The 25569-nt window shown below is 59.0% G+C and carries 22 protein-coding genes; 5 read left to right on the top strand and 17 right to left on the bottom strand.

Features of this window, described 5'->3' with window-relative positions; translation table 11 throughout:
* Positions 1-132: 132 nt before the first annotated feature.
* The 8 genes from hypD to QEN43_RS01780 all read right to left on the bottom strand — a co-directional run bounded on the left by hypD (position 133) and on the right by QEN43_RS01780 (position 10136).
* Complete coding sequence (hypD, locus tag QEN43_RS01815; protein ID WP_026610570.1) at positions 133-1224, bottom strand: hydrogenase formation protein HypD; 1092 nt, start codon at positions 1222-1224, stop codon at positions 133-135.
* Positions 1211-1459: a HypC/HybG/HupF family hydrogenase formation chaperone gene (locus QEN43_RS01810; RefSeq protein WP_026610569.1), complete on the bottom strand. Its 249-nt coding sequence runs from the start codon at positions 1457-1459 to the stop codon at positions 1211-1213. The genes hypD and QEN43_RS01810 overlap by 14 nt, the downstream gene beginning before the upstream one ends.
* The gene (gene hypF / locus QEN43_RS01805) at positions 1450-3711 is read right to left on the bottom strand and encodes a carbamoyltransferase HypF (RefSeq protein ID WP_202901146.1); all 2262 of its coding nucleotides are present in this window, start codon (positions 3709-3711) and stop codon (positions 1450-1452) included. The genes QEN43_RS01810 and hypF overlap by 10 nt, the downstream gene beginning before the upstream one ends.
* A 41-nt stretch (positions 3712-3752) precedes the next feature.
* Positions 3753-4619 (bottom strand): hydrogenase nickel incorporation protein HypB, encoded by an 867-nt coding sequence (gene hypB, locus QEN43_RS01800; protein ID WP_317963648.1) that lies wholly within the window; start codon positions 4617-4619, stop codon positions 3753-3755.
* A 2-nt stretch (positions 4620-4621) separates the two neighbouring features.
* Positions 4622-4963 (bottom strand): hydrogenase maturation nickel metallochaperone HypA, encoded by a 342-nt coding sequence (hypA, locus tag QEN43_RS01795; RefSeq protein WP_026610566.1) that lies wholly within the window; start codon positions 4961-4963, stop codon positions 4622-4624.
* Positions 4964-5789: 826 nt separating this feature from the next.
* Entirely contained in the window at positions 5790-6842 is a 1053-nt protein-coding gene (locus QEN43_RS01790) for an HAF repeat-containing protein (protein ID WP_051331749.1), read from the bottom strand.
* 698 nt (positions 6843-7540) lie between these two features.
* The gene (locus tag QEN43_RS01785) at positions 7541-8677 is read right to left on the bottom strand and encodes an HAF repeat-containing protein (RefSeq protein WP_051331748.1); all 1137 of its coding nucleotides are present in this window, start codon (positions 8675-8677) and stop codon (positions 7541-7543) included.
* Positions 8678-8933: 256 nt separating this feature from the next.
* Positions 8934-10136, bottom strand: coding sequence for a nickel-dependent hydrogenase large subunit (locus tag QEN43_RS01780; protein WP_026610563.1), 1203 nt, complete (start codon positions 10134-10136; stop codon positions 8934-8936).
* Positions 10137-10647: 511 nt separating this feature from the next.
* Here QEN43_RS01780 and QEN43_RS01775 point away from each other — a divergent pair.
* Entirely contained in the window at positions 10648-11598 is a 951-nt protein-coding gene (locus QEN43_RS01775) for an IS1595 family transposase (protein ID WP_317963647.1), read from the top strand.
* Positions 11599-11622: 24 nt separating this feature from the next.
* Here QEN43_RS01775 and QEN43_RS01770 read toward each other — a convergent pair whose 3' ends face one another.
* From QEN43_RS01770 to QEN43_RS01730, 9 genes are all read right to left on the bottom strand, one after another.
* Entirely contained in the window at positions 11623-11799 is a 177-nt protein-coding gene (locus QEN43_RS01770) for a rubredoxin (RefSeq protein WP_084162442.1), read from the bottom strand.
* A 2-nt stretch (positions 11800-11801) separates the two neighbouring features.
* Positions 11802-12653, bottom strand: coding sequence for a hydrogenase expression/formation protein (locus QEN43_RS01765; protein ID WP_235726619.1), 852 nt, complete (start codon positions 12651-12653; stop codon positions 11802-11804).
* Positions 12650-13021: a thioredoxin domain-containing protein gene (locus QEN43_RS01760; protein ID WP_051331747.1), complete on the bottom strand. Its 372-nt coding sequence runs from the start codon at positions 13019-13021 to the stop codon at positions 12650-12652. Before QEN43_RS01760 ends, QEN43_RS01765 begins: the two co-directional genes overlap by 4 nt.
* Positions 13018-13320, bottom strand: coding sequence for a HypC/HybG/HupF family hydrogenase formation chaperone (locus QEN43_RS01755; protein ID WP_026610560.1), 303 nt, complete (start codon positions 13318-13320; stop codon positions 13018-13020). Before QEN43_RS01755 ends, QEN43_RS01760 begins: the two co-directional genes overlap by 4 nt.
* A gap of 1 nt (position 13321) precedes the next feature.
* Positions 13322-13924, bottom strand: coding sequence for a HyaD/HybD family hydrogenase maturation endopeptidase (locus QEN43_RS01750; RefSeq protein ID WP_026610559.1), 603 nt, complete (start codon positions 13922-13924; stop codon positions 13322-13324).
* The gene (gene cybH / locus QEN43_RS01745) at positions 13921-14607 is read right to left on the bottom strand and encodes a Ni/Fe-hydrogenase, b-type cytochrome subunit (protein WP_026610558.1); all 687 of its coding nucleotides are present in this window, start codon (positions 14605-14607) and stop codon (positions 13921-13923) included. Before cybH ends, QEN43_RS01750 begins: the two co-directional genes overlap by 4 nt.
* Before the next feature lie 9 nt (positions 14608-14616).
* Positions 14617-15201, bottom strand: coding sequence for a HupE/UreJ family protein (locus tag QEN43_RS01740; protein ID WP_026610557.1), 585 nt, complete (start codon positions 15199-15201; stop codon positions 14617-14619).
* 618 nt (positions 15202-15819) lie between these two features.
* The gene (locus QEN43_RS01735) at positions 15820-17613 is read right to left on the bottom strand and encodes a nickel-dependent hydrogenase large subunit (RefSeq protein ID WP_026610556.1); all 1794 of its coding nucleotides are present in this window, start codon (positions 17611-17613) and stop codon (positions 15820-15822) included.
* Positions 17610-18710, bottom strand: coding sequence for a hydrogenase small subunit (locus QEN43_RS01730; protein WP_026610555.1), 1101 nt, complete (start codon positions 18708-18710; stop codon positions 17610-17612). The genes QEN43_RS01735 and QEN43_RS01730 overlap by 4 nt, the downstream gene beginning before the upstream one ends.
* A 390-nt stretch (positions 18711-19100) precedes the next feature.
* On the opposite strand from QEN43_RS01730, the gene QEN43_RS01725 reads away from it, so the two are divergent.
* The 4 genes from QEN43_RS01725 to QEN43_RS01710 all read left to right on the top strand — a co-directional run bounded on the left by QEN43_RS01725 (position 19101) and on the right by QEN43_RS01710 (position 25332).
* Positions 19101-20222 (top strand): metallophosphoesterase family protein, encoded by a 1122-nt coding sequence (locus QEN43_RS01725; protein WP_317963646.1) that lies wholly within the window; start codon positions 19101-19103, stop codon positions 20220-20222.
* A 2-nt stretch (positions 20223-20224) separates the two neighbouring features.
* Positions 20225-22879, top strand: a complete 2655-nt coding sequence (locus QEN43_RS01720) for an AAA family ATPase (RefSeq protein ID WP_317963645.1) — start codon at positions 20225-20227, stop codon at positions 22877-22879.
* A 1048-nt stretch (positions 22880-23927) separates the two neighbouring features.
* On the top strand, positions 23928-24800 hold the full coding sequence (locus QEN43_RS01715) for a hypothetical protein (RefSeq protein ID WP_317963644.1): 873 nt from the start codon (positions 23928-23930) through the stop codon (positions 24798-24800).
* An 82-nt stretch (positions 24801-24882) separates the two neighbouring features.
* The gene (locus tag QEN43_RS01710; protein WP_317963643.1) at positions 24883-25332 is read left to right on the top strand and encodes an ATP-binding protein; all 450 of its coding nucleotides are present in this window, start codon (positions 24883-24885) and stop codon (positions 25330-25332) included.
* The last annotated feature ends 237 nt before the right edge of the window (positions 25333-25569 follow it).

Genomic DNA, 25569 nt, shown 5'->3' with positions numbered 1-25569 from the left:
TAGAGCGAAGCGAAACCCATCGATGGTGGATAGTCCCTCGGCTCCGCTAAGGACAGGTCCGCGGTCGTGCGGTGGGTTACGGCCTTGCGGCCTAACCCACCCTACAAATGCTTCATTGAAATCGATCTGGAATTAGGCGGCATTGCGGCGATAGCGGTAATAAGCAGCGCAGGCGCCTTCCGACGACACCATGGTCGCGCCCAAGGGATGCTCCGGGGTGCAGGTCGTGCCGAAAGCGGGACACTCACAGGGCCTTAGCCTTCCGGTCAACACTTCTCCGCTGCGGCAGGGTCGGGTCGTGGCGGTCTTCGGAACGGACAACCTGAAGCGTCTCACCGCATCGAAATCGGCAAACTCGGGACGCAATCCGAGGCCGCTGTCGGCGATGGCGTCCAGACCGCGCCAGCTCAGCGTGATGGGTTCGAACACCTGTTTCATCAGCGCCTGCGCCGGGCGATTGCCCTCCCGAGTCACCGCGCGTCCGTAGCGGTTTTCCACCTCGGAGCGGCCTTCTTCCAGTTGTTCCACACAGCTCAAGACGCCCCGCAGGATATCCAAGGGCTCGAACCCGGTCACGACAATGGGCGCGTGAAAGCTGGCGGCTATCGGCTCGTATTCGGTATAGCCCATGACCGCGCAAACATGCCCCGCCGCCAGCAGACCGTCGACCCGGTTGTCGGGCGCCGACAGCAGGGTCTCCACGGCGGGCGGCACCCGGACATGGGCGACCAGCAATGAAAAATTCCGTACGCCGAAGCGCTGCGCCTGCAACACGGCCATTGCGGTCGTCGGCGCGGTGGTTTCGAATCCGACCGCGAAGAACACAACCTGGCGCTCCGGATTTTCCCGGGCCAGGTTCAGCGCGTCGAGGGGCGAATAAACCATGCGCACGTCACCGCCCTGCGCCTTGACCGTCAACAGGTCGTGCTTCGAACCCGGCACCCGCAGCATGTCGCCAAAGGAACAAAAGATGACATCGGGACGGGCCGCCAGTTCCAGCGCGTGATCGATGATCGTCTCCGGTGTTACGCAAACCGGGCAGCCGGGGCCGTGGATCAGGCTCAGCGAAGGCGGCAGCAAGCGGTCCAGGCCGTGCTTGACGATGGAATGGGTCTGCCCGCCGCAGACTTCCATCAACGTCCAAGGCCGGGTCTGCCGGCGTGCGATGGCGTCGGCCAGGGCTTTCACCGACGCGGCGTCACGGTATTCGTCACGATATTTCATGGCTTACGTCCTCCAACGCGGCAATCTCCTTTAACACCGCCTGCGCCTCGGCCTCGTCCAGGCGCGAAATCGCGAAACCGGCGTGAACGATGACATAGTCGCCGATTTCCGCTTCCGGAACGTAGGCCAGGTTGACCACCTTGACCACGCCGCCGAAATCGACGCGACCGGATCGCAGCAAGGGATCGTCGGCCTGTTCGATGGACAGGATCTGACCGGGTACGGCTAAACACATGTGAGAAACTCCTCGGAAAATGTCGCGGCGGCGATCTGGCCCAGCGCCAAGCCGCCGTCGTTGGGGGGAATCTGCTGCGGCCAGTAGACCCGTAAGCCGGCATGGCGTAGCTGTTCTGCGCACAGTTCCAGCAACAGACGGTTCTGAAAACAGCCACCGGCCAGAACTACGGTGGGAATCGACTCAGCAACCGCAATGGCCGCTACGGCGGCCGCGAGGCTGGAATGGAACCGAAAGGCGAGCACGCTCGTCGGCACGCCGGCCGCGCGGTCGTCCAACAGTGCGTGGAATAAGGGGCACCAATCCAGCCGTTTCGGCTCGCCATCGATCAGGGGCATCGGGTAAATCGTCCCGTCGCCCTCCCCGCCTCGCTCCGCAGCAGCCTCCAGCGCCATCGCCGCTTGCCCTTCGAAACTGATGTCTCGGCACAGTCCCAAAAGACTCGCCGCCGCGTCAAACAAGCGCCCGGCACTGCTACATTCCGGGGATTGCGTGCCGGTTTGCAGCAAGCGCAACAATACGCTTAGGGTGCCCGGTTCTAGTCGCGATTTCAAGGTCGTGGGCAGACGCTCCGGCGTCTCCTCGCCGTACAGCGCGTGCAGCACGCTCAAGGCCGATCGCCGCGGGTCCTTGATCGCGCGTTCGCCTCCGGGAAGGCGCAGCGGCATCAGGCTGGCGATGCGGCGATGGCCATCCGGGGCGATGTGCAGGAATTCCCCGCCCCACAGCGTGCCGTCTTCGCCTAGCCCTAGCCCGTCCCAGGTTACGGCCAGAACCGGTGACTTCAGGCCATGCTCGGCCATGCAGGCCAGGGCGTGAGCAAGATGGTGAGGTACGCGCCGCAGCGGCAAGCCCGTGCTTTCGGCCCAGCGGGTAGAGGCATAATCGGGATGTCGGTCGCACACGACCGACCGAGGCGGACGGCCGAACAGGCGCGGAAGCAACTCGGCGGTGGTGCGATGGCGGTCCAGAGATTCCGCCGTATCGAGATCGCCGAGATGCTGGCTCAGGATCACGCGTCTACCGTCCGCATAGGCAACCGTATTCTTGAGATGTCCGCCCGCGGCCAGGATCGGCGGCATGTCAGTATCCAGGGCTACCGGGCGCGGCACATAGCCGCGGGCGCGCCGCAGCATCAAGGGTTTCCCATCAGCGATCCGAATCACGGAGTCGTCCAAAGGCTGGCGTATCGGTCTATCGTGCACCAGGAAAGCGTCGGCGATACCGGCCAGACGCCCCAGGGCCTCGTCAGGCGCGATACAAATCGGTTCGTCGCTCCGGTTGCCGCTGGTACAGACCAGCGGCGCGCCGAAATCCCTCGCCAATAGATGGTGCAAAGGCGAGGCCGGCAGCATTAGCCCTAAGCGATTCTGTCCCGGCGCAATACCGGAGGCGATCGAGCCGGCTTCAGCTCGGCGGCCCAGTAGCACGATAGGCGCTGCCGATGAGGTCAGCAGCTGCGTTTCGGCTTCGGTCACATCGCAAAGCTCGCACGCCGCCGCAAGATCAGGTACCAACAAAGCCAGCGGCTTGTGAGGCCGGTGTTTGCGCTCGCGCAGACGCTGCACCGCTTCTTCATCCGCCGCATCGACCAGCAACTGGAATCCGCCTAGCCCTTGCAGCGCCAACACCTGTCCCCGCCGCAAACGCTCAACGGCTTGCAACAACGCCTCGTCGCCATGCGCCAGCGTGCGCCCGGCAGCGTCCCATAGAGCCAAGGTCGGGCCACAGCTCGAGCAGCAGGTGGTCTGGGCATGAAAACGCCGGTCGGAAGGATCACTGTATTCCTCAAGGCACTCGGCACAGAGCGGAAAACCCGCCATGGCCGTACGTTCGCGGTCGAACGGCAAGGCATCGAGGATGCTGTAGCGTGGGCCGCAGTGAGTACAGCTGATGAAGGGATAGCGGAAGCGGCGGTTGCCGGGATCGAACAGTTCTCGAAGGCAGGTCGGGCATGGGGCCAGATCCGGCAGAGCGAACGGGGCTATGGTGCCATCGGCGCGGCTCGCTTCGACCCGGAACCCCTGATCGCCGATAGCGGGAATAGGTTGCACGATGCAATCGACGATATCGGCTGGCGGCGGACAGTCCCGTTTCAAGCGAATTTCGAACGCGGCCAAAGCCTGCGCGTCGCCTTCCGCCTCGATGATCACCCCTTCCGGACCGTTGGATACCCGGCCGGCCAAGTCCAGCTCCCGCGCCAGGCGATACACGAAAGGCCGCATGCCCACACCCTGCACTAGGCCGCTCACTATCAACCGCCGGCGTTGCCGCCCGGCCTCGACGGCATTATTCAAAGCTGCGCCCGAATGGCCGCCGCCTGACGCTCCAGTCCTGACAGCCGTTCGGCCAACAGCGCCTTGCGGCGTCGTTCCAGCCATCCGTACCACTGGTCCATCCCATCGCCCGTGGTAGCCGACACCCGGATCGTCTCCACCTCCGGATTGACCTGATGCAAATAGCCGATGCAGCGCTCGAGGTCGAAACGCAGATACGGCAACAGATCGATCTTGTTGATCAGGACCAGATCGGCGCGATGGAACATGTCCGGGTATTTCAACGGTTTGTCCTCGCCCTCGGTGACCGAGAGCATGACCACGCGGACCGCTTCGCCCAGATCGAACATGGCCGGACAGACCAGATTGCCGACGTTCTCGATGAACAAAATGCTGTAATCGCCGGGTTTCAGATCCTGCACACCATGGCCGACCATGTGCGCGTCCAGGTGGCAGCCCTTGCCGGTATTGATCTGCAACACCGGAACGCCGGTGGCGCGTATGCGCTCCGCATCGTTCTCGGTCTGCTGGTCGCCTTCGATCACGCTGACGTCGAACCGCTCCTTGAGTTCCGCGATGCTGCGCTCCAGCAGCGTGGTCTTGCCGGAACCGGGGCTCGAAAGCAGGTTAACGGCCAGAATGCCGTGGCTTTCGAAAAATTGCCGGTTGCCTCGGGCATGGGCGTCGTTGCGGCCGAGGACGTCCTGTTCGATGCGAACGATGCGCTCCTGGCTGAGGCCGTCGATACTCAGTCCGGCAGGACCGCGGCCGTAATGATGATGACCATGGTCATGGTCGTGATCGTGGGTGTGCACATGCCCGGAATCGTGGACGTGAGGGTGATGGTGCTGATTGGGTTCGCCGCAACCGCAAACGGTACACATGCTTATTCCACCTCCAAATCGAGAACTCTGAATTCCTCGCCCCCGGTCACCTTCAGGCGATGTCCGCTGCAACCCGGGCAGGGATCGTAATAGTGCGCGATTTCCACCGTACGCTCGCAAGCAAAACACCAGGCCAAACCCGGCGTATCGACGAATTCCAGTTCCGCTCCTTCGGCGATCGTATCCCGGCTCACCGCGTCGAAGCCGAAGCTCAAGGCTGCACGATCCACTCCCGCAAGAGGACCAACCAACAATCTGACCTTCCGCACCCGCGCAAAGTGCTGCTTGCCCGCTTCGGTTTCCAGGATATCGATGATGCTTTGGCAGAGGGAGAGTTCGTGCACAGCGAATTGGAAAAGATAACCCGACGAAGCAAAAACGAAGCCCAGAAAAAACCTTCGGCCTGTGGGGAAAAGATTCTACTCGCACTGGACCGCTTTGACAGCGGCTATCGCTTTAGACGGAGGTTGCTCGTCTTTTTTTCGGAGTTCTCCCGTCTTGCCGAGCGGGGAACGTTCCTTCAGATCGACGCCGCTCACCCTCGGCCGGTCCGTTGATGACCGTTCCCCCGGCTCAGGCCGACAAAACCTAGCAAGACGCTGCCCATCAGCCAGACCGCGGCTGGGAATCGCACCGGGAGACGTAACCGACACGGCGTAAAGTCATTTGCGGGAGCCCTGTCGGGGTGCAGAACTACGTAGCGTACGTAGGCGTGGAAACCGCACGCGAGTCGCGAGTAGAGCATTTTTATCCGACATACGGCGTTGCTGAATCCCCCGTATGGCGCGCTCGAGCGCCGCCGCCTGGGGGCGGAATTGCCCGAAGGGGCATGAGAGAGATCGCGTGCGGCGGCATAGACATACGGACGTGCCTTCTGTCGCCCCGGCTCCAACCAGCGGTGCGCAGGATCAGATGCACCGCGAATGATGCCTGTCCTGAGCTCCGCCGAAGGACCTGTCCTGAGCCTGATCGAAGGGCGGTTCACTCCGTTCACCATATCCTACGAAGTGCCGCAGCGCAGAGCGAAGCGGCGCGTCCGGAGGCGTGGCCACCGCAGAACGGTGGCGGCTAAAGCGACGTGTGTGATTGGATCGACCGCGAGCCGCCGAATGCATTACACCTCGCCACAATTGACTCCTTTTCATTACCCCGGAGTTGCAAACGGTTTCCTTAAAAATGGCGAGGCTGTCGGGTGAGTAGCACGATGCGGTGTTGACCGTTAATCGTTGCCCGGGCCACGATTTGGCCAGCATCGTTGATCGCGATTGCAGAGATCAGCGTCCAGACCGCGGCGTCTGCCGGGTCGAGCAGCGTGTTGAGATCTTTCATCACGCCGTTCACCGTCACGAAAGCATGCCACTCGCCGCCGGGGACAGTAGAGGACTCTCCCACCACCTGTCCGGCGTCGTTGATGCCAAACGCTTCGCTATAGTCCCCACCGAGCGTTCCTAGATCCTTCATCACGCCCTTCACTGTGACGAAAGCATGCCACCCTCCGGTGCGCGTATAGGATGCTCCCACCACTCGTCCGGCATTGTTGATACCCAAGGCCCAACTCGCGGACCCACCGAGCGTGCCGAGATCGGTCATCACGCCATCCACCGTTACGAACGCATGTTCGAAGACGTTGTCGGCAGTATAGGAGGCTCCCACCACCTGTCCGGCATCGTTGATGTCGGCGGCACCGCCGATGTACCCGCCGAGCGTACCCAGATCGATCATCACGCCTTTCTCCACGACGAAAGCATGGGTCTCGCCGCTGGCGGTCTCGGAGTATCCCACCACTTGTCCGGCATCGTTGATGGCGTTAGCGCGGCTGTCGCGCCCGCCAAGCGTACCGAGATCGGTCATCACACCGTTCACCGTTACAAAGGCATGATACTCGCCGCTGGCAGTCTGGGATGATCCCACTACCTGTCCGGCATCGTTGATGCCAAAGGCATAGCTATTGTCCCCGCCAAGCGTGCCGAGATCGCTTATGACGCCATCTACCGTTACGGAAGCGCGGGCGTTACCGCTGGGCGTATAGGAGTACCCCACAATTTGTCCGCGATTGTTGATGCCCGTGACGACGTCAAGGCTGCCAAGATCGGTAACCGAGTAACGAATTGCCGCGTGAGCGTTTGAAATAAACCCCAGAACGACAAAAACGGTCAACGCCTGGAGGAACCGCTTTCCGGACCAGAACCGGCCATTTCTGATCGAGTGATTTTGTGCGTCCATGGCTGCGAATACTCCTTATTGCAGAGCTGCCGCGAGAGCGGCGGAGGAACGCCGAGGAAGTCGAAGTCATGCGTCCCATCGGCGTGGAGTAGTGCGCCCCGCCGTAATCCCGAAACCATCGCTGAGGTCGAGGAACGCCCGAGGCAGCACCATGACATGGCTGCTCGGAACTGTAACAGCAAGATATGTGCCGTTCAACCCAAAAACGCAATGGAATCCCCGAAATGCCTGCAATGCCACGTCGGCCGCCCCATTCCCTATTGCTTCGGCCGACACGGGCCGAACGGCCATTGATCCGAGTTGCTCGGGGCTAGGCAGGCCGAACGCCGATCTCGAAGGGCCGAACGACTGAGCCCGGGCCGAACGCGCCGCCGCCCGTCGCGCCCGGCAGGGCTCGATACGCCATGTCGGGCGGATGAACATCCCGTTCCGTCAGCGCTGGACTGCCTCGGTCTCCGGGAGACCGGCGATGTCTTGGCAGGGGGAACGTATGGGCATACTGGACAGAAACATCGGTCCCAATCGACCTCGCCCTTTCCTGGGCGGTGCCGTTGACGAGGGACTTATTCCATTTCCAAATCAATCGAACACATGTAGGCCAGAATAAGCCCTTCGACTTCGCTCAGGACAGGCTCCGCGTTTCCGGCACTCATTCCGATCTACCGGGGCGGTACGTTGACGCAGGATTGCCTCGTGCGTCAACCGCACGCCAAAGCCGCATCCTTCCCGCGGCTCAATCCAAGCAACCCCAGCAGGGCGCTACCCATCAGCCAGAAAGCGGCGGGGAGTGGGACTACGACCGGTGTGAGCAAAAAGGCACGGTCCTGATCCCCGAACAAGCCGGTGCCGACGATTTGGCCGGCATCGTTGATCGCGTATGCAATGGTCAGCGTCCAGACGGCGGCGTCAGCCGGATCAAGCAGTGAGTTGAGATCAGCTATCACGCCGTTCTCCCACAGAAAAGCGCGTAGCTCCCCGCTGGCGGTATCAGACCATCCCACCACCTGTGCGGTATCGTTGACGCCGTAGGCTTCGCTAAAACTACCGCCGAGTGTGCCGAGATCGGTCATTTCGCCGTTTTCCCAGAGGAATGCATGGAAGTCGCCGCTGGCAATACTGGCTCCTCCTACCACTTGTCCAGCATTGTTGATGCCGTTGGCATAGCTATAAGCTCCGCCGAGCGTGCCAAGATCGGTTACTTCGCCGTTTTCCCAGAGGAATGCACGGAAGTCACCGCCGGCAAGAACGGCTCCTCCCACCACTTGTCCGGCATCGTTGATGCCGTAGGCTTCGCTATAACTCCCGCCGAGATCGTTCATCGCGCCGTTCGCCGTGACGAAAGCATGGATCCCACCGTTCGCCGTCTCGGACCATCCCGCCACCTGCCCGGCATTGTTGATGCCGTAGGCTACGCTGTCGCGGCCGCCAAGCGTTCCTAAATCGGTCAGCACGCCGTTCTCCCAGACGAATGCGTGCCAGTCGTAGCCGGCAGCGGCGATTTGGGACGCTCCCACCACTTGGCCCGTATCGTTGATAGCGTAGGCATGGCTGTAGCCCCCGCCGAGCGTGCCAAGATCGGTCATCACGCCATTCTCCCAGATGAAGGCATGGAAATCACCGCTAGCAGTAAGGGAAGTTCCCACCGCCTGTCCGTAATTGTTGATACCGTAGGCTTCGCTAAGCCTCCCGCCAAGCGTGCCGAGATCGGTTATCGAGTAGCGAACAGCCGCTTGAGTATTGGAAGCGAGGCCCAGCGCAGCGAAAAGAATCAATCCTTGGAGTGCCGGTTTTGCAGACCGGGAACGGATAGTTTCGAATGCATGTTGTGTTTGCATGATTGTGAATACTCGTTATTGCTAAGATGCCGCGAGAGCGGCGGAAGGACACCGAACAACCCGGGGTCCTGTTTCCCGGCGGCGTGGACGAGCACACCCCGCCCTAATCCCGAAACCGTCACCGAGCTTTCCCACCACCCGCGACAGATCCGTAACAGGGTGGATCGACACAGTGACAGCAAGATACACGCCAGCCTGGGCTTAACCGTTTCGATCCAAAACGTATGTGAACCGCCGAAAGGTGAGTTGCGCCGCATCAGCCGTCCCATTCCCTCGCGAATCCTTCAACTGAGAGGTTGTCAGCTCGTTCCAGAATCAATCGATAATCGACGCAAGGATCGACGACCTGCAGAAAAGCATCGATCCGAGTCCTAGCCGATTCCCCATCGCCGACCGTCGCGCCCAATAGCGCCCGATACACCAGGCCGCGGGGATGAAAATTCCACTCCGTGGGTGCCAGGATGCGATAGTCGCGGACCAAACCGCCGGCGACCTCCACGCGGTGCATCAGACGGCCGCGCGCCGCTTCCGTCTGGGCCACGCCGGTGCCGTGGCTAGTTAGTGGAGACGAGTGGGAGCCCATCGGACCGAGGTGTTCGATTTCCCGGATCAGCGTCTTCGCCAGATGTTTCAGTTCGACGACTCTCGCCAGCATGCGGGTAAACAAGCCGTTCCCGTAACTCCCGGAAGCCTCCCGCACTAGCGGATCGGATCTTTGGCGGGCCAAGCAGCCGGTCTCGCGAGGTTCACCGGCCCATTCGGGGGAGTTGGAATTCACGCGCGCCGGTCCCGGCCCCAACGCGGCTTCCAGCATGGCATCGGTGAACAACGGAAGCGCTTTCATGGAACAGCGACCGAAATCGCGCCAACCGGGCTGTAATGCGCGTCGCATCCATGCCGCTGCCGCACAGGTATCGTCCTCCAGCCAATGCCGGACCGCGTCCAGGTCAGGCTGCGGTATATGCCACAGGGTGCCCAGCAAATGACTCACTAGAGCCTCGAGCTCGGTCACACCAGCACGTAATGTGGCGGCATCCGGTTCGAAAGGCGCAGTCGGCCAGTACACAGCATCGCCCCCGAGCGCTGCGATCAAGCGTCGACACAGGGCGATCAAACGGGGTGGCCAAGGGGATGGCGGCGCTTCGGATGACAGCAGCAGGTTCAGGCTCAATTCGCGGATCCGCTCCACATTCGCCTGCAAGTCCCGCAGCTTGGTCAGATTCGGCGATACGGAAATGCCAAGCGCCCGTTCCAGTGCCGTTGCCGCAGCATTGGCATGTGCTTTGGGGCAGAGGGAAAACAGCCTCCCGAACAAGGTGGGAACCACTTCAGGCGGTTTGCCCAGTGCCAGGCGCTCAACCGGAAGAAGCGGCCTTGGCGTGATGTTTACGGACACGATCGTGTCGGAGGAAATGCCGCAGCGAATCAGCAGTTCCGCGGTTCCAACAGTCGTACTCAAGGGTAGTTAATTCCGGTTAAGACGGCCACTGAGATGCTTCGGTCAAGCGTCCAAAACGGGAAAGCGCTTTTTAGTCGGCGGGTATGCTGTGCTTTGACATTGTTACGGCGCAGTGAGAAAAGAGTACGTGTTATTCCATTCGGCATTCGCGTGAACATTAATCGTAGGGTGGGTTAGCGCAGCGTAACCCACCGATTCGAGGTCGCTCGGTGGGTTACGGCCTCGCGGCCTAACCCACCCTACAAAAATTAATCCTTTATTGAATACGATTTGGAATTATTCGAGTCGCCCTCACCCCAAACCCAATCACTCCGCACGGTCCCTATGCGGAGCCGCAAGCTGCGCTCACGCGTGCAAATCGGCAATCCTGCCGATGTATCCCCGTAGGGGAGAAAGTCTTTGCGGCTTTACTTTATTCTTTCCTGATTAGCGATGAAATTCAGTATAGGCTCACGTAGTGAGCCACTATGGGACTTAGACTAGGGACATCGATCACAATATGAGGTGTCCCATGCCGATGAACCGAGTGCAATTTCAAAAGGGGTTGTCGTTGGCCGAGTTTCTGGGCCAATACGGCCGTGAAGAGCAATGCGAAGCAGCACTGGAAGCCCTGCGCTGGCCAGAGGGTTTCCGCTGTCCGGCCTGCGGCGGCGCGCACCACACGGTGTTCGAACGGAGCGGGCGAAAATACTGGCAATGCGGACACTGCCGAAAGCAAACGACGCTGACGGCCGGGACGATCTTCGAATCGACCAAACTGCCGCTCACCTCCTGGTTTCTGGCGATGTACCTCTTAACCCAAGCCAAGAACAATGTCTCGGCCTTGGAACTGATGCGTCATCTCGGGGTGTGTTATCGCACCGCCTGGCTGGTGAAGCATAAGCTGATCCAGGTGATGGCGGAGCAGGAAGCGGATCGGCAACTGACCGGGCGGGTCGAGATTGACGATGCTTACCTGGGCGGGGAACGGTCCGGGAAACGCGGACGGGGCTCCGAAAACAAAGTCAGCTTTGTGATGGCGGTACAAACCACGGACGACGGGCACCCGTGGTTTGTGCGCCTTGATCCCCTGCCGTTCACCCAGCAGGCGATCGCGAACTGGGCCCAACGCGCCTTAGCCCCGTCGACCTACGCCCTCACCGATGGCCTGAGCGGGTTTCGGAGCTTGCACCGGGTCATCGCGGGGCATCAACGCCTGATTCTGGGCTCTGGGCGGTCATCGGCCCAACATCCGGCGTTTCGTTGGGTTAACACGCTGTTGAGCAACCTGAAAACCGCCCTTTCCGGCACCTATCATGCGATCAAATTTGAGAAATATGCCAGGCGGTATCTAGCCGAATTCCAATACCGCTTCAATCGGCGTTTCGATCTCAAAATTCTGCTTCAACGGCTGGCGCGTGCTGCGGTGTTGACTCATCCTCGAGCCGAGTGGCGACTTCGCTTGGCTGAAGTTCATCGCTAATCAGGTATTCTTTTGGAAAATCCACTAACCCTCCGGGCAAGGAAGGAAACCGGATTTCGCGCCGTCGCAGCGGGGACAGCACCAGTTCTCAGGGAGTTCCGAAAAAGCAGTACCCGGCGGAATCTGTGCCTGAACATCGCCTTCGTCCGGGTCGTACACGTGCCAACAGACGCGGCATTCGAAGCGCGTTGCCTCGGTCATGATCAGCTTGCCTTCAGCAGAGCCAGCAGTTCCCTGATCCGCTGCAGCGAATCCTCGAGATCCTCCCGGGTAGCCTGCGCCGCTTGCGGAATCGGGGTGATTTCCAGGGTATTCAGGATCATTTGGTCGCTGGCGTTGAAATACTGAACCCACCACACATTGGGCAAGCCGGTCAGGCGGATGCGGCAGTCGCCGTAACCCTTGGATAATATGGAGACGCCGGCTAGTCCCAGCACGTCGACTAGATATGCGAGGTCGTTTTCGGTCATCGGCAGCAGCGAGAGATTAATGACCTCGCTCTGCCCTTCTTCGAAGGCGGCCGATTTCGCGAACACTTCCACTAATAGCGAAGGCGCGTTCATGAGTCCTTCCGGGAAAGACTGCGGCCGTTCGACCCCGGACGTATACCTTCCGGCTTGTCGCAACACCGCCGGAACCGAGCCGACTTCGAGATAGTCTCGGGCGGGTTCTCCCGGACGGAATTCGCGCAGCCGCCACACGCCGATGAACACCGACTCGCGAATCGCCCAACGCACGTCCGGTATGTCGACCAAGGCGCTGACCTCGCCGTCCCCTAGCACCTGATCGAGAAAACGGCCGGTTTCTTCGTCGTACGAATCGAGATCGATACGGTCCGAATCGATACCGTTCAGCTCGGCCGTCAAGCACTCGGCCAATTGACGCAAGACCGCGATACCGGCACGACTGGCGGGAATCCCGCCTGTAATTGGCATCGAGAAGGTCTGCATGCCCCGAGGCATCTGGAGATAGCCGCATTCAGGATCGTCGAAAGGACTGACCGGCCTGGCGTTCTCGGTCGCAACTGGGCTGTGCTGTTCAAGCATGGTCATCATCCCTCCCCGTCCAACCATTGCTGGATCTGACTGTGATAATCGGCCCAGGCTTGTATCCGCGCCATGATCTTGGATGCTTGGCCGTCGTTCAAAAATACCAGCGCGGGATAGACCACAACGCCGTAGTCCCGGGCCGCGGAAACAACAGCCTCGGGTTTCAAAACCGCTGCCCGTAGCGACGGAAACGCCCGCAGCAATTCAGGAAGCACCACAGCGAGATCGGCATTCTCCGGATGGGCCTTGGGATCGCTGAAAAAGCCGACCAGACATTTCGAATGCGCCGCAGCGAATTCGACCAGACCCTCTTTATCCACCAGGCTAATGCCCGGATTGCCTGAAAGCCGATCGAACATCTCCGCCAGGGTCATGTCGGCTCCCGCAGGAACTCGGGTAACTGAGGCTCGCGGTCCACCAAGTCGGCGAACGCCGCGGCCGGATCGTAACTGCCGCTCATAGCATCCCGCAGCCCCTTCAATGCGGCCTCAATCTGCGCGGCGCGCTCGGGTTCGAGAACCTCACGAGCCGTCCCAAGAAACACCAACACCCAGGTACCCTCCGGCTGCGATCCCACCAAACGCATGTCGACCATCGCCTCGCCCTCGGCACCCTTGCACCAGGCCTGAAACGATTCCGCTCGAACGACTTGCATGGGAATGCCTATGCACACTTCACTCGCTCCGCAATGCAAGAAACCGTTCGTCTCCGACTCGACAGGCCTCCCTTGCCGACGGACGCAGAGCCTCGTAGGCCGCTAGACTTAAGGGATCGGAATCCGGCTCCGCCTGAGTCCGTTTCTCAGCCACGATCCCGAGTTCAGCCAAATACTGGAGGATGCGGGCGACTGCTGGTTCCAGCATGGCCTTGACCGGCTCGCTGAGACTGCCGCCGTAATCCTCCAGCACGCAAGGCTGAACGCCGACGAGATACAAATGCCGTGGTGAGTAGCCGAGCAGTTCGCTCAAGGCCAGCACTTCCTGAAAGGAAACCTGGTGCAGGCTCATCTTCTTCGCTCCCAAATAAGCCGGCACCTCGCTATCGCGCAATTCCACCAGCGTTCCGGGATCATGCTTGAAATCCACGGCATCGGCAATGATCAGCGTATCGGCTTCCTGTACGTAGGGTAGCAAGGCCAGCCCCTGGGTGCCGCCGTCCATCAGCCGCACCGATTCGGGAAAATCATAGTTTCGTTGCAGCGCCTGCACGACACGCACGCCGAAACCTTCGTCAGCCCATAGTACATTGCCGATACCGAGAATCAAAATTCGGTTCACGGCCTATCATCCCGGAAATGGCGCCACCCGTCGATCATGGTCGTCGCTACCGTCTGCCGAGACATCCGATGTTCGCGGATGACGATATAGACGTGGATCACGGTAAACACGACCAGATACCACATGCCCACGTGGTGCCAAGTATGAACATCCTGACTCTCACCGAACAGTGGTATCACCCAACCAAACCAGCGGCTGGCCCAGCTCCCCTGCCCTAGGCCTTCGCCGTACAGCGCGAAACCGGTCACGATCATGAACAGCGCGCCCAGCACGTAGAACAGAAACATGGCCAGGTTGGCGAGCGGATTGTGGCCGGCATGTTTGCGTGGTTCCGGCACCAGAAACAGATACCATTTGATTTCGTGCCAGAGACCTTCCCACCAGTCAGCGCGGTGTATCGCCGGAACGAATAGCTCGCGTGCATATTCGTTGCCGACCAACGCCCAGTAGGCGCGGCCGATGAAACCGACCGCCAGTAGGTAGCCGGCGGCGAAATGGGTGAAGCGAACATAGCCCATTAAATAGTGCTCGCTGGCTTCACCGTCCGAAACGACCAAGGGCGAAGCGATCAAATAGCCGGTAACGGCAAGCACCACCAGTGCCAGCGCATTCACCCAATGCCACAGCCGAACCGGCCTCTCGTAGACATAAACCGGGTTCTGCACGGAATCGATCGCGGACATGGAGCCCCCTCACCAAACCTGAGCGAGCAGAGCTATGCCGAACACGCTTGCGGCCCCGCCGGCGATACGGTACATGCCGGGCGCGGGGAGCAGGCAACGACCCAGCACGATACCGAGGATATGGAGCGCACCCGTCGCGATCACGAATCCGCCCGCATAAGCGGTGAATGCCGTGTTTTGAGCCATTTCGAGGCCGTGGGCATAGCCATGGGCGACGGCGAAAAGACCGACGATCAGGCTCGCGAGCACGCCCGAAAGCCGAACCTTAGCCAAGAGCAGCAGCCCCAGGGCCAGAACCGATGCGGCGATGGCAGACTCCATCCCGGCAACTTCCACGCCGAATGCTCCCAGCGCACCGCCCAGGACCATGGCCGCCATGAACGTCGCCGGCAATCGCCACAAACGCCCCGGCTCGGCGGTCATTAACGCGGCCCACACGCCCACGCACACCATCGCCACAAGATGATCGGCGCCGAGTAGAGGATGAACGAAACCACTCGCGAACCCTTCCACCGGGTGAAAACCGGTATGGGCGAAGGACTGGCGGGCCCAGAGGAGTTGAATCAGCAAAGGAAGTACGTATTTGAGACGCATAAGATTCCCCGATGTATAAGGTTTTTGAATCCTGTCACGCATGAAACACCCGAACGTCGTTGCCTTGAGCTGCACTAGCTAGAAAATGCACCGGATGGATTGTGCGTCCACAATCCTGCAGTTGGATAATCCCAAATCGCTTTCAAAAGGCATTCATTTTTGTAGGGTGGGTTAGGCCGTGAGGCCGTAACCCACCGCGCGACCTCGGACCTGCCCTGAGCCGGTCAAAGGGCCTGTGTTCCGAGCGAATCCGACGGACTAACCCATCATCGATGGGTTTCGCTTCACTCTACCCATCCTACGATTCCTGTTCATCCGAATGCGGAATGGAATACGTCTCCAGCGAGAAAAGTGACCTACACACCTAATTGCTTTAAAGGCCACGCCCCAAAACCTCTCCCGGCTGGAGAGAACTTATTCAGAGCTTCCTTACGGTACCGCGCGTCAAGAAGCCTCTTCGAATCACCCTCATCCCAATTGATCCGCACATTCCTAATGCAGAGCTGCAAACGGCACCCACGCATCCAAATCACAAGCCTTGCCAGATGCCCCACTGGGAGAGGGTGTCTTGCCGGATGGTTTTGCGAACTCCCTCTGCTTAAAGCATGAAAATCTGCTCTAGCGGACCCGGATTCGCGTCAATTCCTGCCCGTCCCGGTCCATGACATGGGTCGAACAAGCGAGACAAGGATCGAAACTGTGCAGGGTGCGTAGGATCTCCAAAGGCTCTTCCGCTTTTTCGACCCGGGTGTTCATCAATGCGGCTTCGAATGCGCCGATATTGCCGGCCCGGTCGCGCGGCGAACCGTTCCAGGTGGTCGGCACGATGCACTGGTAATTTTCGATCTTCCCGTCCTTGATCTTGATCCAATGCCCCAAAGCACCCCGTGGAGCCTCGGTTGTACCAACCCCTCGTGCTTCGGCGGGCCAGGTCTTCGGTTCCCATTTGGCGACGTTGGCGGTGCTCAGATCGCCGGCCTTGATGTTTTTCACCAGCTTGTCCTGGAAATGCCGCATCAGCCTTGCGCAATACTGAGCTTCCAACCCTCGAGCGGCGGTACGGCCCAGAGTCGAAAACAGCGCGTTTAACGGCAGACCGAGGTCGTGCAGGAATTTGTCGACAGGCTCCTTGATCTCCGGTACCCCCTTCGCGTAACCGATGATGTAGCGAGCCAGCGGTCCGACTTCCATGGCATGGCCGCGCCAGCGCGGCGCCTTGATCCACGAGTATTTGGCGCTCTCGTCCAGGTTTTCGATATTGGTGCGGGTACCCTTGGTCCTACGCCCAAGCACGAAGTTCGGTTCGGTCACGCCGTCGAAGGGATGCAACCCGATTTCATCGTCTGGATAGCGATACCAGGAATGCGTCACGAACTCCTGGATCTGGGCCGGATCTTTCAAATCGACCTCGTGAACTTCCTTTAGATTGCCGTTGATGATGGCGCCACACGGCAAACGCAGATTGTCGGGGGATGGGTCGTTGGCCTTTTCCGGTATATCGCCGTAGGCCAGCACATTGGTCGACGATAGGCCGCCGCCGTAAAGCCAGTCCTTGTAGAAAGACGCAATGGCTTGCAGGTCCGGCAGATAAACCTGTTCAATGAACTCGATGGTCTGGTCGATGATGGACGAGACTAGGTTCAGACGTTCCATGTTGATCCCGCCGACCGCGCCGACGTCGTCCACGTTGATCGCGCAGGGCACGCCGCCCACCAGCCAGTTCGGATGCGGGTTCTTGCCACCGTAAACCGTGTGAATCTTGACGATTTCCTTCTGGAAATCGAGCGCTTCGAGGTAATGGGCAACCGCCATCAAATTGGCTTCCGGCGGCAGCTTGTAGGCCGGATTGCCCCAATAGCCGTTCGCGAACAGTCCAAGCTGGCCGCTCTCGACGAACTTCTTGAGGCGCGTCTGGATATCGTGGAAATACCCCGGCGAAGACTTCGGCCACGGCGAAATGCTTTGCGCGAGTTCCGAGGTCGCTTTGGGATCGGCTTTCAGCGCGCTGATGACGTCCACCCAGTCGAGCGCGTGCAAATGGTAGAAATGCACCAGATGGTCGTGGGCTTGCAGGGTCAGCTGCATGATGTTGCGGATCGAGTTGGCGTTCTCAGGGATCGTAATCCCCAGGGCATCCTCGACCGCGCGCACCGAAGTCAGTGCATGTGTGCCCGTGCAGACGCCGCAGATCCGTTCGGTGAAGGCCCAAGCATCGCGCGGGTCTCGGCCCTTCAGGATCACTTCCAGACCACGCCACATGGTGCCGCTGGACACCGCGTTGCGGATCACGTTGTTTTCGTCCAGGTTGACCTCGCAGCGCATATGGCCTTCGATGCGGGTGACCGGATCGACGACGATGCGCCTGCCGCTGTCGTCCAGCTTGAAGCCGTTAGGCGTTTGGGTGACGGTCATGCTTCTTCTCGCTCGTGCTTATCGTTCTTGGACTCTTTGCCTTTCACATGCTTGCCGATGGAAACGGCGGCATGGCCCGCGATCGCCGTACCGACCGCACCGGCCGCGATCAGCCCCACCCTGTCGGCGTTCGACTCGATACCGAAGGCGTTCAAAGCCGTCACGCGGTTGTAGAAAGGCCCTTTGTCCCAGAATCCGTCCTCGGAACAGCCGATGCAGCCATGGCCCGACTGGATCGGGAACGACACACCGCCGTTCCAGCGCACAGTGGAGCAGGCGTTGTACGTGGTCGGCCCCTTGCAGCCCATTTTGTAAAGGCAATAACCCTTGCGCGCCGCCTCGTCGTCCCAGGTCTCGACAAACTGGCCGGCGTCGAAATGCGGGCGACGGTAGCATTTGTCGTGGATACGCTGGCCGTAGAACATCTTGGGACGTCCCTGGGCGTCCAGCTCCGGGAGCTTGTCGAAGGTCAGCATGTAGGTGACGACGGCGGTCATGACCTCGGCGATGGGCGGACAGCCCGGAACCTTGATCACCGGTTTGTCAGTGATGACCTTGTGCACCGGGGTGGCCCGGGTGGGATTCGGCTTGGCAGCCTGTACACAACCCCAGGAAGCACAGGAACCCCAAGCGATCACAGCGAGACAATCTTTGGCTGCGTAGCGCAGCTTCTCCACGAACGGCTTGCCACCGACGATGCAGAACATGCCGTCTTCGTTCAGCGGCGGATTGCCCTCCACCGCGAGAATGTAGCGGCCCTTGTATTTGCTGATGGTCTCTTCGAGTATCGCTTCCGCCTGATGGCCGGCCGATGCCATGAGCGTATCGTCATAGTCGAGCGAGAGCATCGACAGCACCACGTCTTTGGCTAAGGGATGCGCCGAGCGGATGAAGGATTCGGAACAGCAGGTGCACTCCAGCCCGTGCAGCCAAAGGACCGGCGTGCGCGGCTTGGTTTCCATGGCGTGGACGATTTGGCCGACAAACTGCGGTCCCAGGGCCAGCGCCGACGCGGTCAGCCCGCAGTATTTCAGAAAACTGCGGCGACTGATGCCCTGCCGGCGCATCACATCGTAAAAGCTTTCGGAATTCACCATCCACCCCCTGCTCTTCGTTCGTATGGATCGACTGATCGCGGAAATGAGCGAACCCAGGCGCTGGCCACCCTCAGGCGCGGCTCAAATATCGTTGACGCATCGTCCGGTGGTTTCGCTTTCCCTTTAGGAAGCTCTGAATAAGCCCTCTCCCTCTGGGAGAGGGTTGGGTGAGGGCCTTTTAGATCAATCAGTTGCACAGGTCGCTTCTCCCACCGGAGACGTAATCAGAGCTTCCTTTACGCGCCGCTTAGCACCTGCGGTGGTTACCCCGCCCCAAATTCCATGTAAGTTATGCGGTTTTTACTTGAAGACAATCGAGCTTGTCAATCGGTTCTGCACGCTAAACTATTCGTACATTGTCAATAATTCGTTACCAACCAGGACGCTCATTTGATCAAACTACTGCACACCGCCGACTGGCAAATCGGCAAGCTCTTCGGACAGTTCAAACCCGACGACGGCGCCCTCCTCGCGGAAGCGCGATTCAAGGCCGTTGAAAAACTCGCGAGCCTTGCAACCGAAAACCGGGTCGACCTCGTGCTAGTCGCAGGAGACGTGTTCGACGCCCAGGGCGTAGCCGACAAGACCATCCATCGTCTTTTCAACGCTATGGCGGGTTTCCAAGGCCCCTGGATCCTGCTTCCCGGGAACCATGATGCCGCCCTCGCCGAATCCGTCTGGACCCGTGCGGAACGCCTCAAGGCCATTCCCCCCAATGTGACCGTTTGTCTTCAGCCGGAGCCGGTGCTGCTCGACTCGGTCGGCGTTGCCTTACTCCCGGCACCGCTAACCCAGCGCCATACCTACACCGATCTCACCGAATGGTTCGCCTCGGCGGAAACACCCGCCGACATGCTGAGAATCGGACTCGCCCATGGCAGCGTTCAAGGCGTCCTGCCGGAGGACATCGATTCGCCCAATCCGATAGTCCCAGGCCGTGCCGAGCAGGCGCGCCTCGACTATCTCGCGCTGGGCGACTGGCACGGCGTGAAACAGATCGACTCTCGCACTTGGTACAGCGGTACGCCGGAAACCGATCGATTCCGTTCCAACGAATCCGGCCGCGCGCTGCTGGTGGAGCTGTCGGAGCAAGGTGCTTTGCCGGCGGTGACTCCGCTTGAAACGGGCCAATACCGTTGGCATTCGGAAACGCTTGAGCTCCGGGTACCAAGCGACGTCGAATTCGCCTTGCAGACCATTTCCGCCTTCGGACCGGCGGACGTCGTGGAGCTCAAGCTGTCCGGACAAACCGATCTCGGCGGATACCGGCGTCTTTGTGCCGCCATCGAGCAGGCCCGCGGTAAGGCCCGGAGCGTGCTCGCCGATTTGTCCGCTCTACGCCTCGAACCGACGGCCGAGGACATCGATGCCTTGAAAGCGGACGGCTACCTAGGCGAAGTCATCGCCGAGCTACGCGCAAACCAGGACGGAGCAGACGCCGAGATCGCCCGGGAAGCGCTCGCTTTACTCGCGGGTATTCTCGACGCCCAACACGCGAAAGCCGGAGGTTGATTGTGAGACTTTCCCGCATCCGTATCGAACAGTTCAAAAAATTCCGGCAACCGATCGAGATCAAGGACCTCGAACCGGGCCTCAATTTGTTCACAGGTCCGAACGAAGCCGGTAAGAGCACCATCGTCTCCGCCATTCGCGCCGCGTTCTTCGAACGGCATCGTTCCACCAGCGTGGACGACTTGCGCCCCTGGGGCGATACCTCGGCCTCCCCTACCGTCGAGCTGGAGTTCTCTATCGGTGAAACGCGTTACAGGCTGGTCAAGAGTTTTCTCGGCAAGAAACGCTGCGAACTGCAGATCGGCACGCGCCGGCTCGACAGCACCGAGGCCGAAGATCATCTCGCGGAACTCCTGGGTTTTCGCTACGCCGGCCGCGGCGCCAGCGATTCCATGCATTGGGGCATTCCCGGACTGTTGTGGATTCAACAAGGTGCCGGGCACGACATCCAAGGCCCGGTGACGCATGCGATAGACCATCTTCGTACCGCCCTCAACGCCTCCCTAGGGGAAATCGCCAGCAGCAGCGGCGATTCCGTGCTGGCGACCGTGGAAGCCGCCCGCAACGAGTTGCTGACGCCTTCGACTGGAAAACCGAAGGGAGCGTACGATGAGGCAATCAAGCAGGAAGCGGCTTTGGCTAACGACATTCTCGAGCTCGACGCGGACATCGCGGCTTATCGCCAGAAAGTCGATACCCTCGCCGCCCTGCGCCGTGAACACGCGGCCGATGAAGCCGAAAAACCTTGGATCGGCTTTCGCACACAGGAAAGGGCCGCGGCCGAGAAGCTGGAAGAGATCCAGCGCATCGAAGAAGCCTTGAGCAACGAAAAACGGCGCGCGGCCGAACTCGACGAGCGGATCAAACTGCTACACGGCCAACTGGAAACTTTTGCGCGGCAGGAAAAAGAACTCGAAACACGCGAGGCCGAACTCGAATCTATCCGGCAAAAGCTAGAACGAGCAACCGCGCTCGTACAGGAATGGCAGTCGAAGCGCGCCGAAGCCGAGGCACGCCACGAAGCAGCACGCGAAACGCTGCGCCTCGCCCGCCAGGCGGACACTCGCCTCAAACTGATGCGCGAACTTGAAGCGACCCGGCTGAAAGTGAAAGAAGCCGCCGACACACTCGAAAAGGCCGAAAAGGAACAGGTTGCCCTGGTCGAGTTGAAACGCCAGGCGGCTCTCACCGAAATCAAGCTTAAAGATCTCGAGCAACTGCGCGCGCAGGACCGGCAGATTCGCGAAATGCAAATTCGGCTCACCGCGGCTGCGACACGGCTGCGCTTCGCACTCGAAGACGGCCGTAGCATTGGAATCGGCAACGAATCGGTCACCGGCACGGGTGAAAGACTATTGCTGGAAACGACCACTCTCACGCTGCCGGGTCTGGGACAACTCGAAATCGCACCCGGCGGCTCGGACCTAACCCAGCTTCGCGCCGAAGCGAAACAACTCATCGACACGTACGAAGCCCTGCTACAGCGGCTCGGTTTACCGTCGCTGGAAGCCGCCGAAGCACGTTATCGAGCCTACACTCAACATCTCGCCGACATCAAAACGGCGGAAGCGACGCTAAAGGCGCTCGCACCGCAAGGCATCGAACCGCTTCGGACCGAAGTGGCCGTCCAGCGAGCCCGCGTGCAAGAGCTCGAACAAGCCCTGAACCTGCTACCGCCCGAAACGCCACAGACGGCAAAACTCCCTTCCGTCTCTGAGGCCGAAGCGGCCGAGGAAGCCGCCCGGCTATCGCTCGAAAAGATCAACGAAAGCCTACACGAAGCGCGACTCACCGCCGGAAAAGAGCAGACCGCGTTCGAAACCGCGACGCGCGAACTCGCCGCCGCGCGCGCCGTAGTCGACGATCCTCAGCGGCCGGAACGTGTAGCGGCTGCGAACCGAGACCTGGTCGATGCCCGCGCCGAGCAATCCACCCTGGCCGCCCGTATCGAGGCGCTGAGCCGGCAATTAGCCGAAGCCCGCCCTGATATTCTGAAACAGGATGTCGAGCGCTTCCGCCGGAGCGCCGAGCAGCTCGAAAAACGCTACAACGAGCGCCTCGACCAACTGACGAGACTGGAAATCGAACTTCAGACCGCAGGCGCCCAAGGACTCGAAGAACGCCGCGCCGAACTCGCCCGCGACCACGCCCAAGCCAAGCGCAGACTCGAAGAACTACGCCGCCGCGCCGAAGCCTTGGACTATCTCTTGAGATTACTACGCGACAAGCGCCGCGCCCTCACCCAAAGGCTTCAGGCCCCGCTGCAAAAACACCTTAGCCGCTATCTCCAGCTCCTATTCCCCGGCGCCTGCCTCGACATCGACGAAAACCTCTCGCCTCGTTCGCTGACGCGTAACGGTTCGAACGGAACTGAACTCGGAGACTTCGAAGACTTGAGCTTCGGCGCGCGCGAACAGATGGGCATCATCAGCCGACTCGCCTACGCCGGACTCCTACGCGAAGCCGGCCGCCCCACCCTCATCATCCTCGACGACGCCCTCGTCCACAGCGACGAAGAACGGCTCGCCCAAATGAAACGCGTGCTATTCGACGCCGCAACGCGGCACCAGATTCTGCTCTTTACCTGCCATCCCGCGAAGTGGCGGGATTTGGGGGTTGGGGCGAGGTCGTTGGAGGCGATTCGGGCGGAGGCGTAGATTTTCTAGTTTCATCCGAGGCAGTAGTGCGAATTTGCGTATCCCGCCTTTCCCGAAGCATGGCGGATTGGGGTTGACAGGTCACGACTAAAGCGACTGTTTACGATAGGAGGCACCCTTATCCATTCGTGCCCAAAGGCCGGACCCGAATGATGCACCTGCACGCGTTGTTCACCTCGCCGCAACCCGGTGAGCACCAGATCCTTTCGGGCCGTCGCGCAGTATCCCGTTGCTTCGCGTCTCTGGCCGCGCTCTGTCTTGAAGACAGCATCTCTTTGGTTATCGCCGGCTCGGACGCACGCCAACCAGGAGCCGCCAGCGCCTACGCCAATGTCATCTCTGTCCTACGAAAACCCTGTTTGGCGTTACGTTAAAAATCGGGTTCGATTTGAATGCCCTGGTTGATCTTATGCACATAAGCGTTTTCTCAACGCAGGCTATAATTTTTGACGCGGCCTTTGTCCTGAATTTGGTCCAATAGTTTCGGCTTACTCCGCATGATAGGCAGGTGTATAAAACCAACGGCGACCGATCCTGCTAAAGATAGCAAAGCCTTGAAATCTGGGCGGTTCTTGAAAGCGAAATCAGTTTCTCCTCCACAAGTAGCGTAATATAAGGCGCCTCTTAGGGAGACTGCTTGATGTTTGCGAACCAAGTACAACGAAAAATGTATGCCAAAGATTACTTGTAGTAATGAAGACTGTGTCGTTGAGATTGAATTTGATCTCTTCCAACTCGAAATTGAGGCGTCACAACCATCTGTAAATCATACAACTCAGCACTCCGCTTTCGGCGAAGTTGTCTGCAAAAGATGTAACACCAAAACTGAGGTCAGCTGTGTCTGTGATGAGTTAAATGATACCGGTGAAGTACTAAGCATTGATTTCACTTAAAAATTAAATATTTGAGTTTAAATTAATAATTACTTTGCCCGAATAAAATGGCACTCAATTCAATTTAACATCTTTAATACGGCACCTTAATAAATGAAAGTAGGTGTTAAGCACTACGGTAATTTTCCCACCATCGCTAAAGGAGTTTAAAAGCAATGCCATATACATTGAAACAACTGGGCAAAGATGGCCCGCAGTATGCAATGGCCATGTTGTTGAGATGCATTGATAATGGCGAGCCATTTTTAACTTATGGAGCAATAGCAGAAGAATTAGAATATCAGCTCAGCACTGGAAAAATATTCTCAACCCATATTGGTCACGTTGCAGGCTCTCTAATGAATAGAATATTAGAGGTCGACCCAGGTGCTCCACTGATTAACGTGCTCATTACTCGACCAAATGGTATACCCGGAAATGGAGTCGCTGGATACTTGGCAGATCGTTATCCAAAAGAGAGACTAAGAAATTGGGATAAATTACGTGAGAATCGTAAACTTAAGGTTATTCAGAGAGAGCGCGAAAAGATATTTAATTATAAGAAATGGCGAAATATAAATAAGGAATTGTTTGGCAATGAGGCTCTTGACAATCTAAGAAAACCTCAAGGTAATGAACATGACTATCTCAATGGAGGTCATGGCGGTGAAGCTGAAAGTGAAGAACACAAGGAATTAAAGATTTGGGTTTCACAAGACCCTAGGCGCATAGGTTTGCACCGTGATTTTGGCCTAGGCAAGATAGAAGTCCGCTTGCAATCTGGTGATGAAGTTGATGTTGTTTTCTCTTGCGGGAATTCGTTCAGAATGATCGAAGTGAAATCCCGGCGATCGAGTGACGAAGATTTTAAGCGTGGCATATACCAATGCGTAAAATATCGCGAAGTCAAAAAAGCAGAACACGCACCATATGAAGTTGATGTCCAAGCCATTCTCGTAACCGAAGCAAAACTAAACCAAGAGTTACGAGAGAGAGCAAGATTACTTGGTGTTACATTGAGGTATGTAAATACTCGAAGGAAAGTCTAACGAGACATTCAAGCTGACTCGTTTTCGCTATACTCCGACGGCCGATTTAGTTTTACCCCAGAGCCGTAGGATGCGGTGAGGCATGAACCGCATCTATCGCGAACGATGCGATTCCTTCATCGTCACACCTTACCGGCTACAAAAACACCTTAACCGCTATCGCCAGTTCCTATTTCCCGGTGCCTCCCTCGACATCGACGAAAACCTCTCTCCCTGTTCGCTGACGCGCAACAGCTCGAACGGAATGGAACTCGAAGACTTCGAAGACTTGAGCTTCGGCGCCCGCGAACAGATGGGCATCATCAGCCGATTCGCCTACGCCGGGCTACTCCGCGAAGCCGGCCGCCCCACCCTCATCATCCTCGACGACGCACTCGTCCACAGCGATGGGGAGCGGCTGGCGCAGATGAAACGCGTGCTGTTCGATGCCGCGACACGGCATCAAATTCTGCTCTTTACGTGCCATCCGGCGAAACGGCGGGATTTGGGGGTTGGAGCGAGGTCGTTGGAAGCGATTCGGGCGGAGGTGTAGATTTTAAGGTTTCGTCCAAGGCAGTAGAGCGGACTTACGTATCCCGCCTTTCCGCGAGGTGTGGCGGATTGTGGTTGACAGGTCACGACTAAAACGACCTTTTGCAATAGGAGCAGTTTCTATCCGCTCGCGTCCAACACACGGAACCGAATGATGCACTTGGACGCGCTTTTTGCCTAGTCGTGTCCAGGTTAGCGCCACATCCAGGGCGGCGCCACACAGTCTCGAGTTGTTTAG

This window comes from Methylocaldum szegediense (genome assembly GCF_949769195.1).
Classification (GTDB): domain Bacteria; phylum Pseudomonadota; class Gammaproteobacteria; order Methylococcales; family Methylococcaceae; genus Methylocaldum; species Methylocaldum szegediense.
This window is presented reverse-complemented; position numbering and strand designations above follow the sequence as displayed.

What these genes read in the sequence shown, in the direction of transcription:
- QEN43_RS01735 (WP_026610556.1), bottom strand. Translation starts at nt 17,613, where the DNA reads ATGACCGTCACCCAAACGCCTAACGGCTTCAAGCTGGACGACAGCGGC.
- QEN43_RS01760 (WP_051331747.1), bottom strand. Translation starts at nt 13,021, where the DNA reads ATGACCCTGGCGGAGATGTTCGATCGGCTTTCAGGCAATCCGGGCATT.
- QEN43_RS01730 (WP_026610555.1), bottom strand. Translation starts at nt 18,710, where the DNA reads ATGGTGAATTCCGAAAGCTTTTACGATGTGATGCGCCGGCAGGGCATC.
- QEN43_RS01710 (WP_317963643.1), top strand. Translation starts at nt 24,883, where the DNA reads ATGAACCGCATCTATCGCGAACGATGCGATTCCTTCATCGTCACACCT.
- hypB (WP_317963648.1), bottom strand. Translation starts at nt 4,619, where the DNA reads ATGTGTACCGTTTGCGGTTGCGGCGAACCCAATCAGCACCATCACCCT.
- QEN43_RS01790 (WP_051331749.1), bottom strand. Translation starts at nt 6,842, where the DNA reads ATGGACGCACAAAATCACTCGATCAGAAATGGCCGGTTCTGGTCCGGA.
- cybH (WP_026610558.1), bottom strand. Translation starts at nt 14,607, where the DNA reads ATGTCCGCGATCGATTCCGTGCAGAACCCGGTTTATGTCTACGAGAGG.
- hypD (WP_026610570.1), bottom strand. Translation starts at nt 1,224, where the DNA reads ATGAAATATCGTGACGAATACCGTGACGCCGCGTCGGTGAAAGCCCTG.
- QEN43_RS01740 (WP_026610557.1), bottom strand. Translation starts at nt 15,201, where the DNA reads ATGCGTCTCAAATACGTACTTCCTTTGCTGATTCAACTCCTCTGGGCC.
- QEN43_RS01785 (WP_051331748.1), bottom strand. Translation starts at nt 8,677, where the DNA reads ATGCAAACACAACATGCATTCGAAACTATCCGTTCCCGGTCTGCAAAA.
- QEN43_RS01770 (WP_084162442.1), bottom strand. Translation starts at nt 11,799, where the DNA reads ATGACCGAGGCAACGCGCTTCGAATGCCGCGTCTGTTGGCACGTGTAC.
- QEN43_RS01765 (WP_235726619.1), bottom strand. Translation starts at nt 12,653, where the DNA reads ATGATGACCATGCTTGAACAGCACAGCCCAGTTGCGACCGAGAACGCC.
- QEN43_RS01775 (WP_317963647.1), top strand. Translation starts at nt 10,648, where the DNA reads ATGCCGATGAACCGAGTGCAATTTCAAAAGGGGTTGTCGTTGGCCGAG.
- QEN43_RS01810 (WP_026610569.1), bottom strand. Translation starts at nt 1,459, where the DNA reads ATGTGTTTAGCCGTACCCGGTCAGATCCTGTCCATCGAACAGGCCGAC.
- QEN43_RS01715 (WP_317963644.1), top strand. Translation starts at nt 23,928, where the DNA reads ATGCCATATACATTGAAACAACTGGGCAAAGATGGCCCGCAGTATGCA.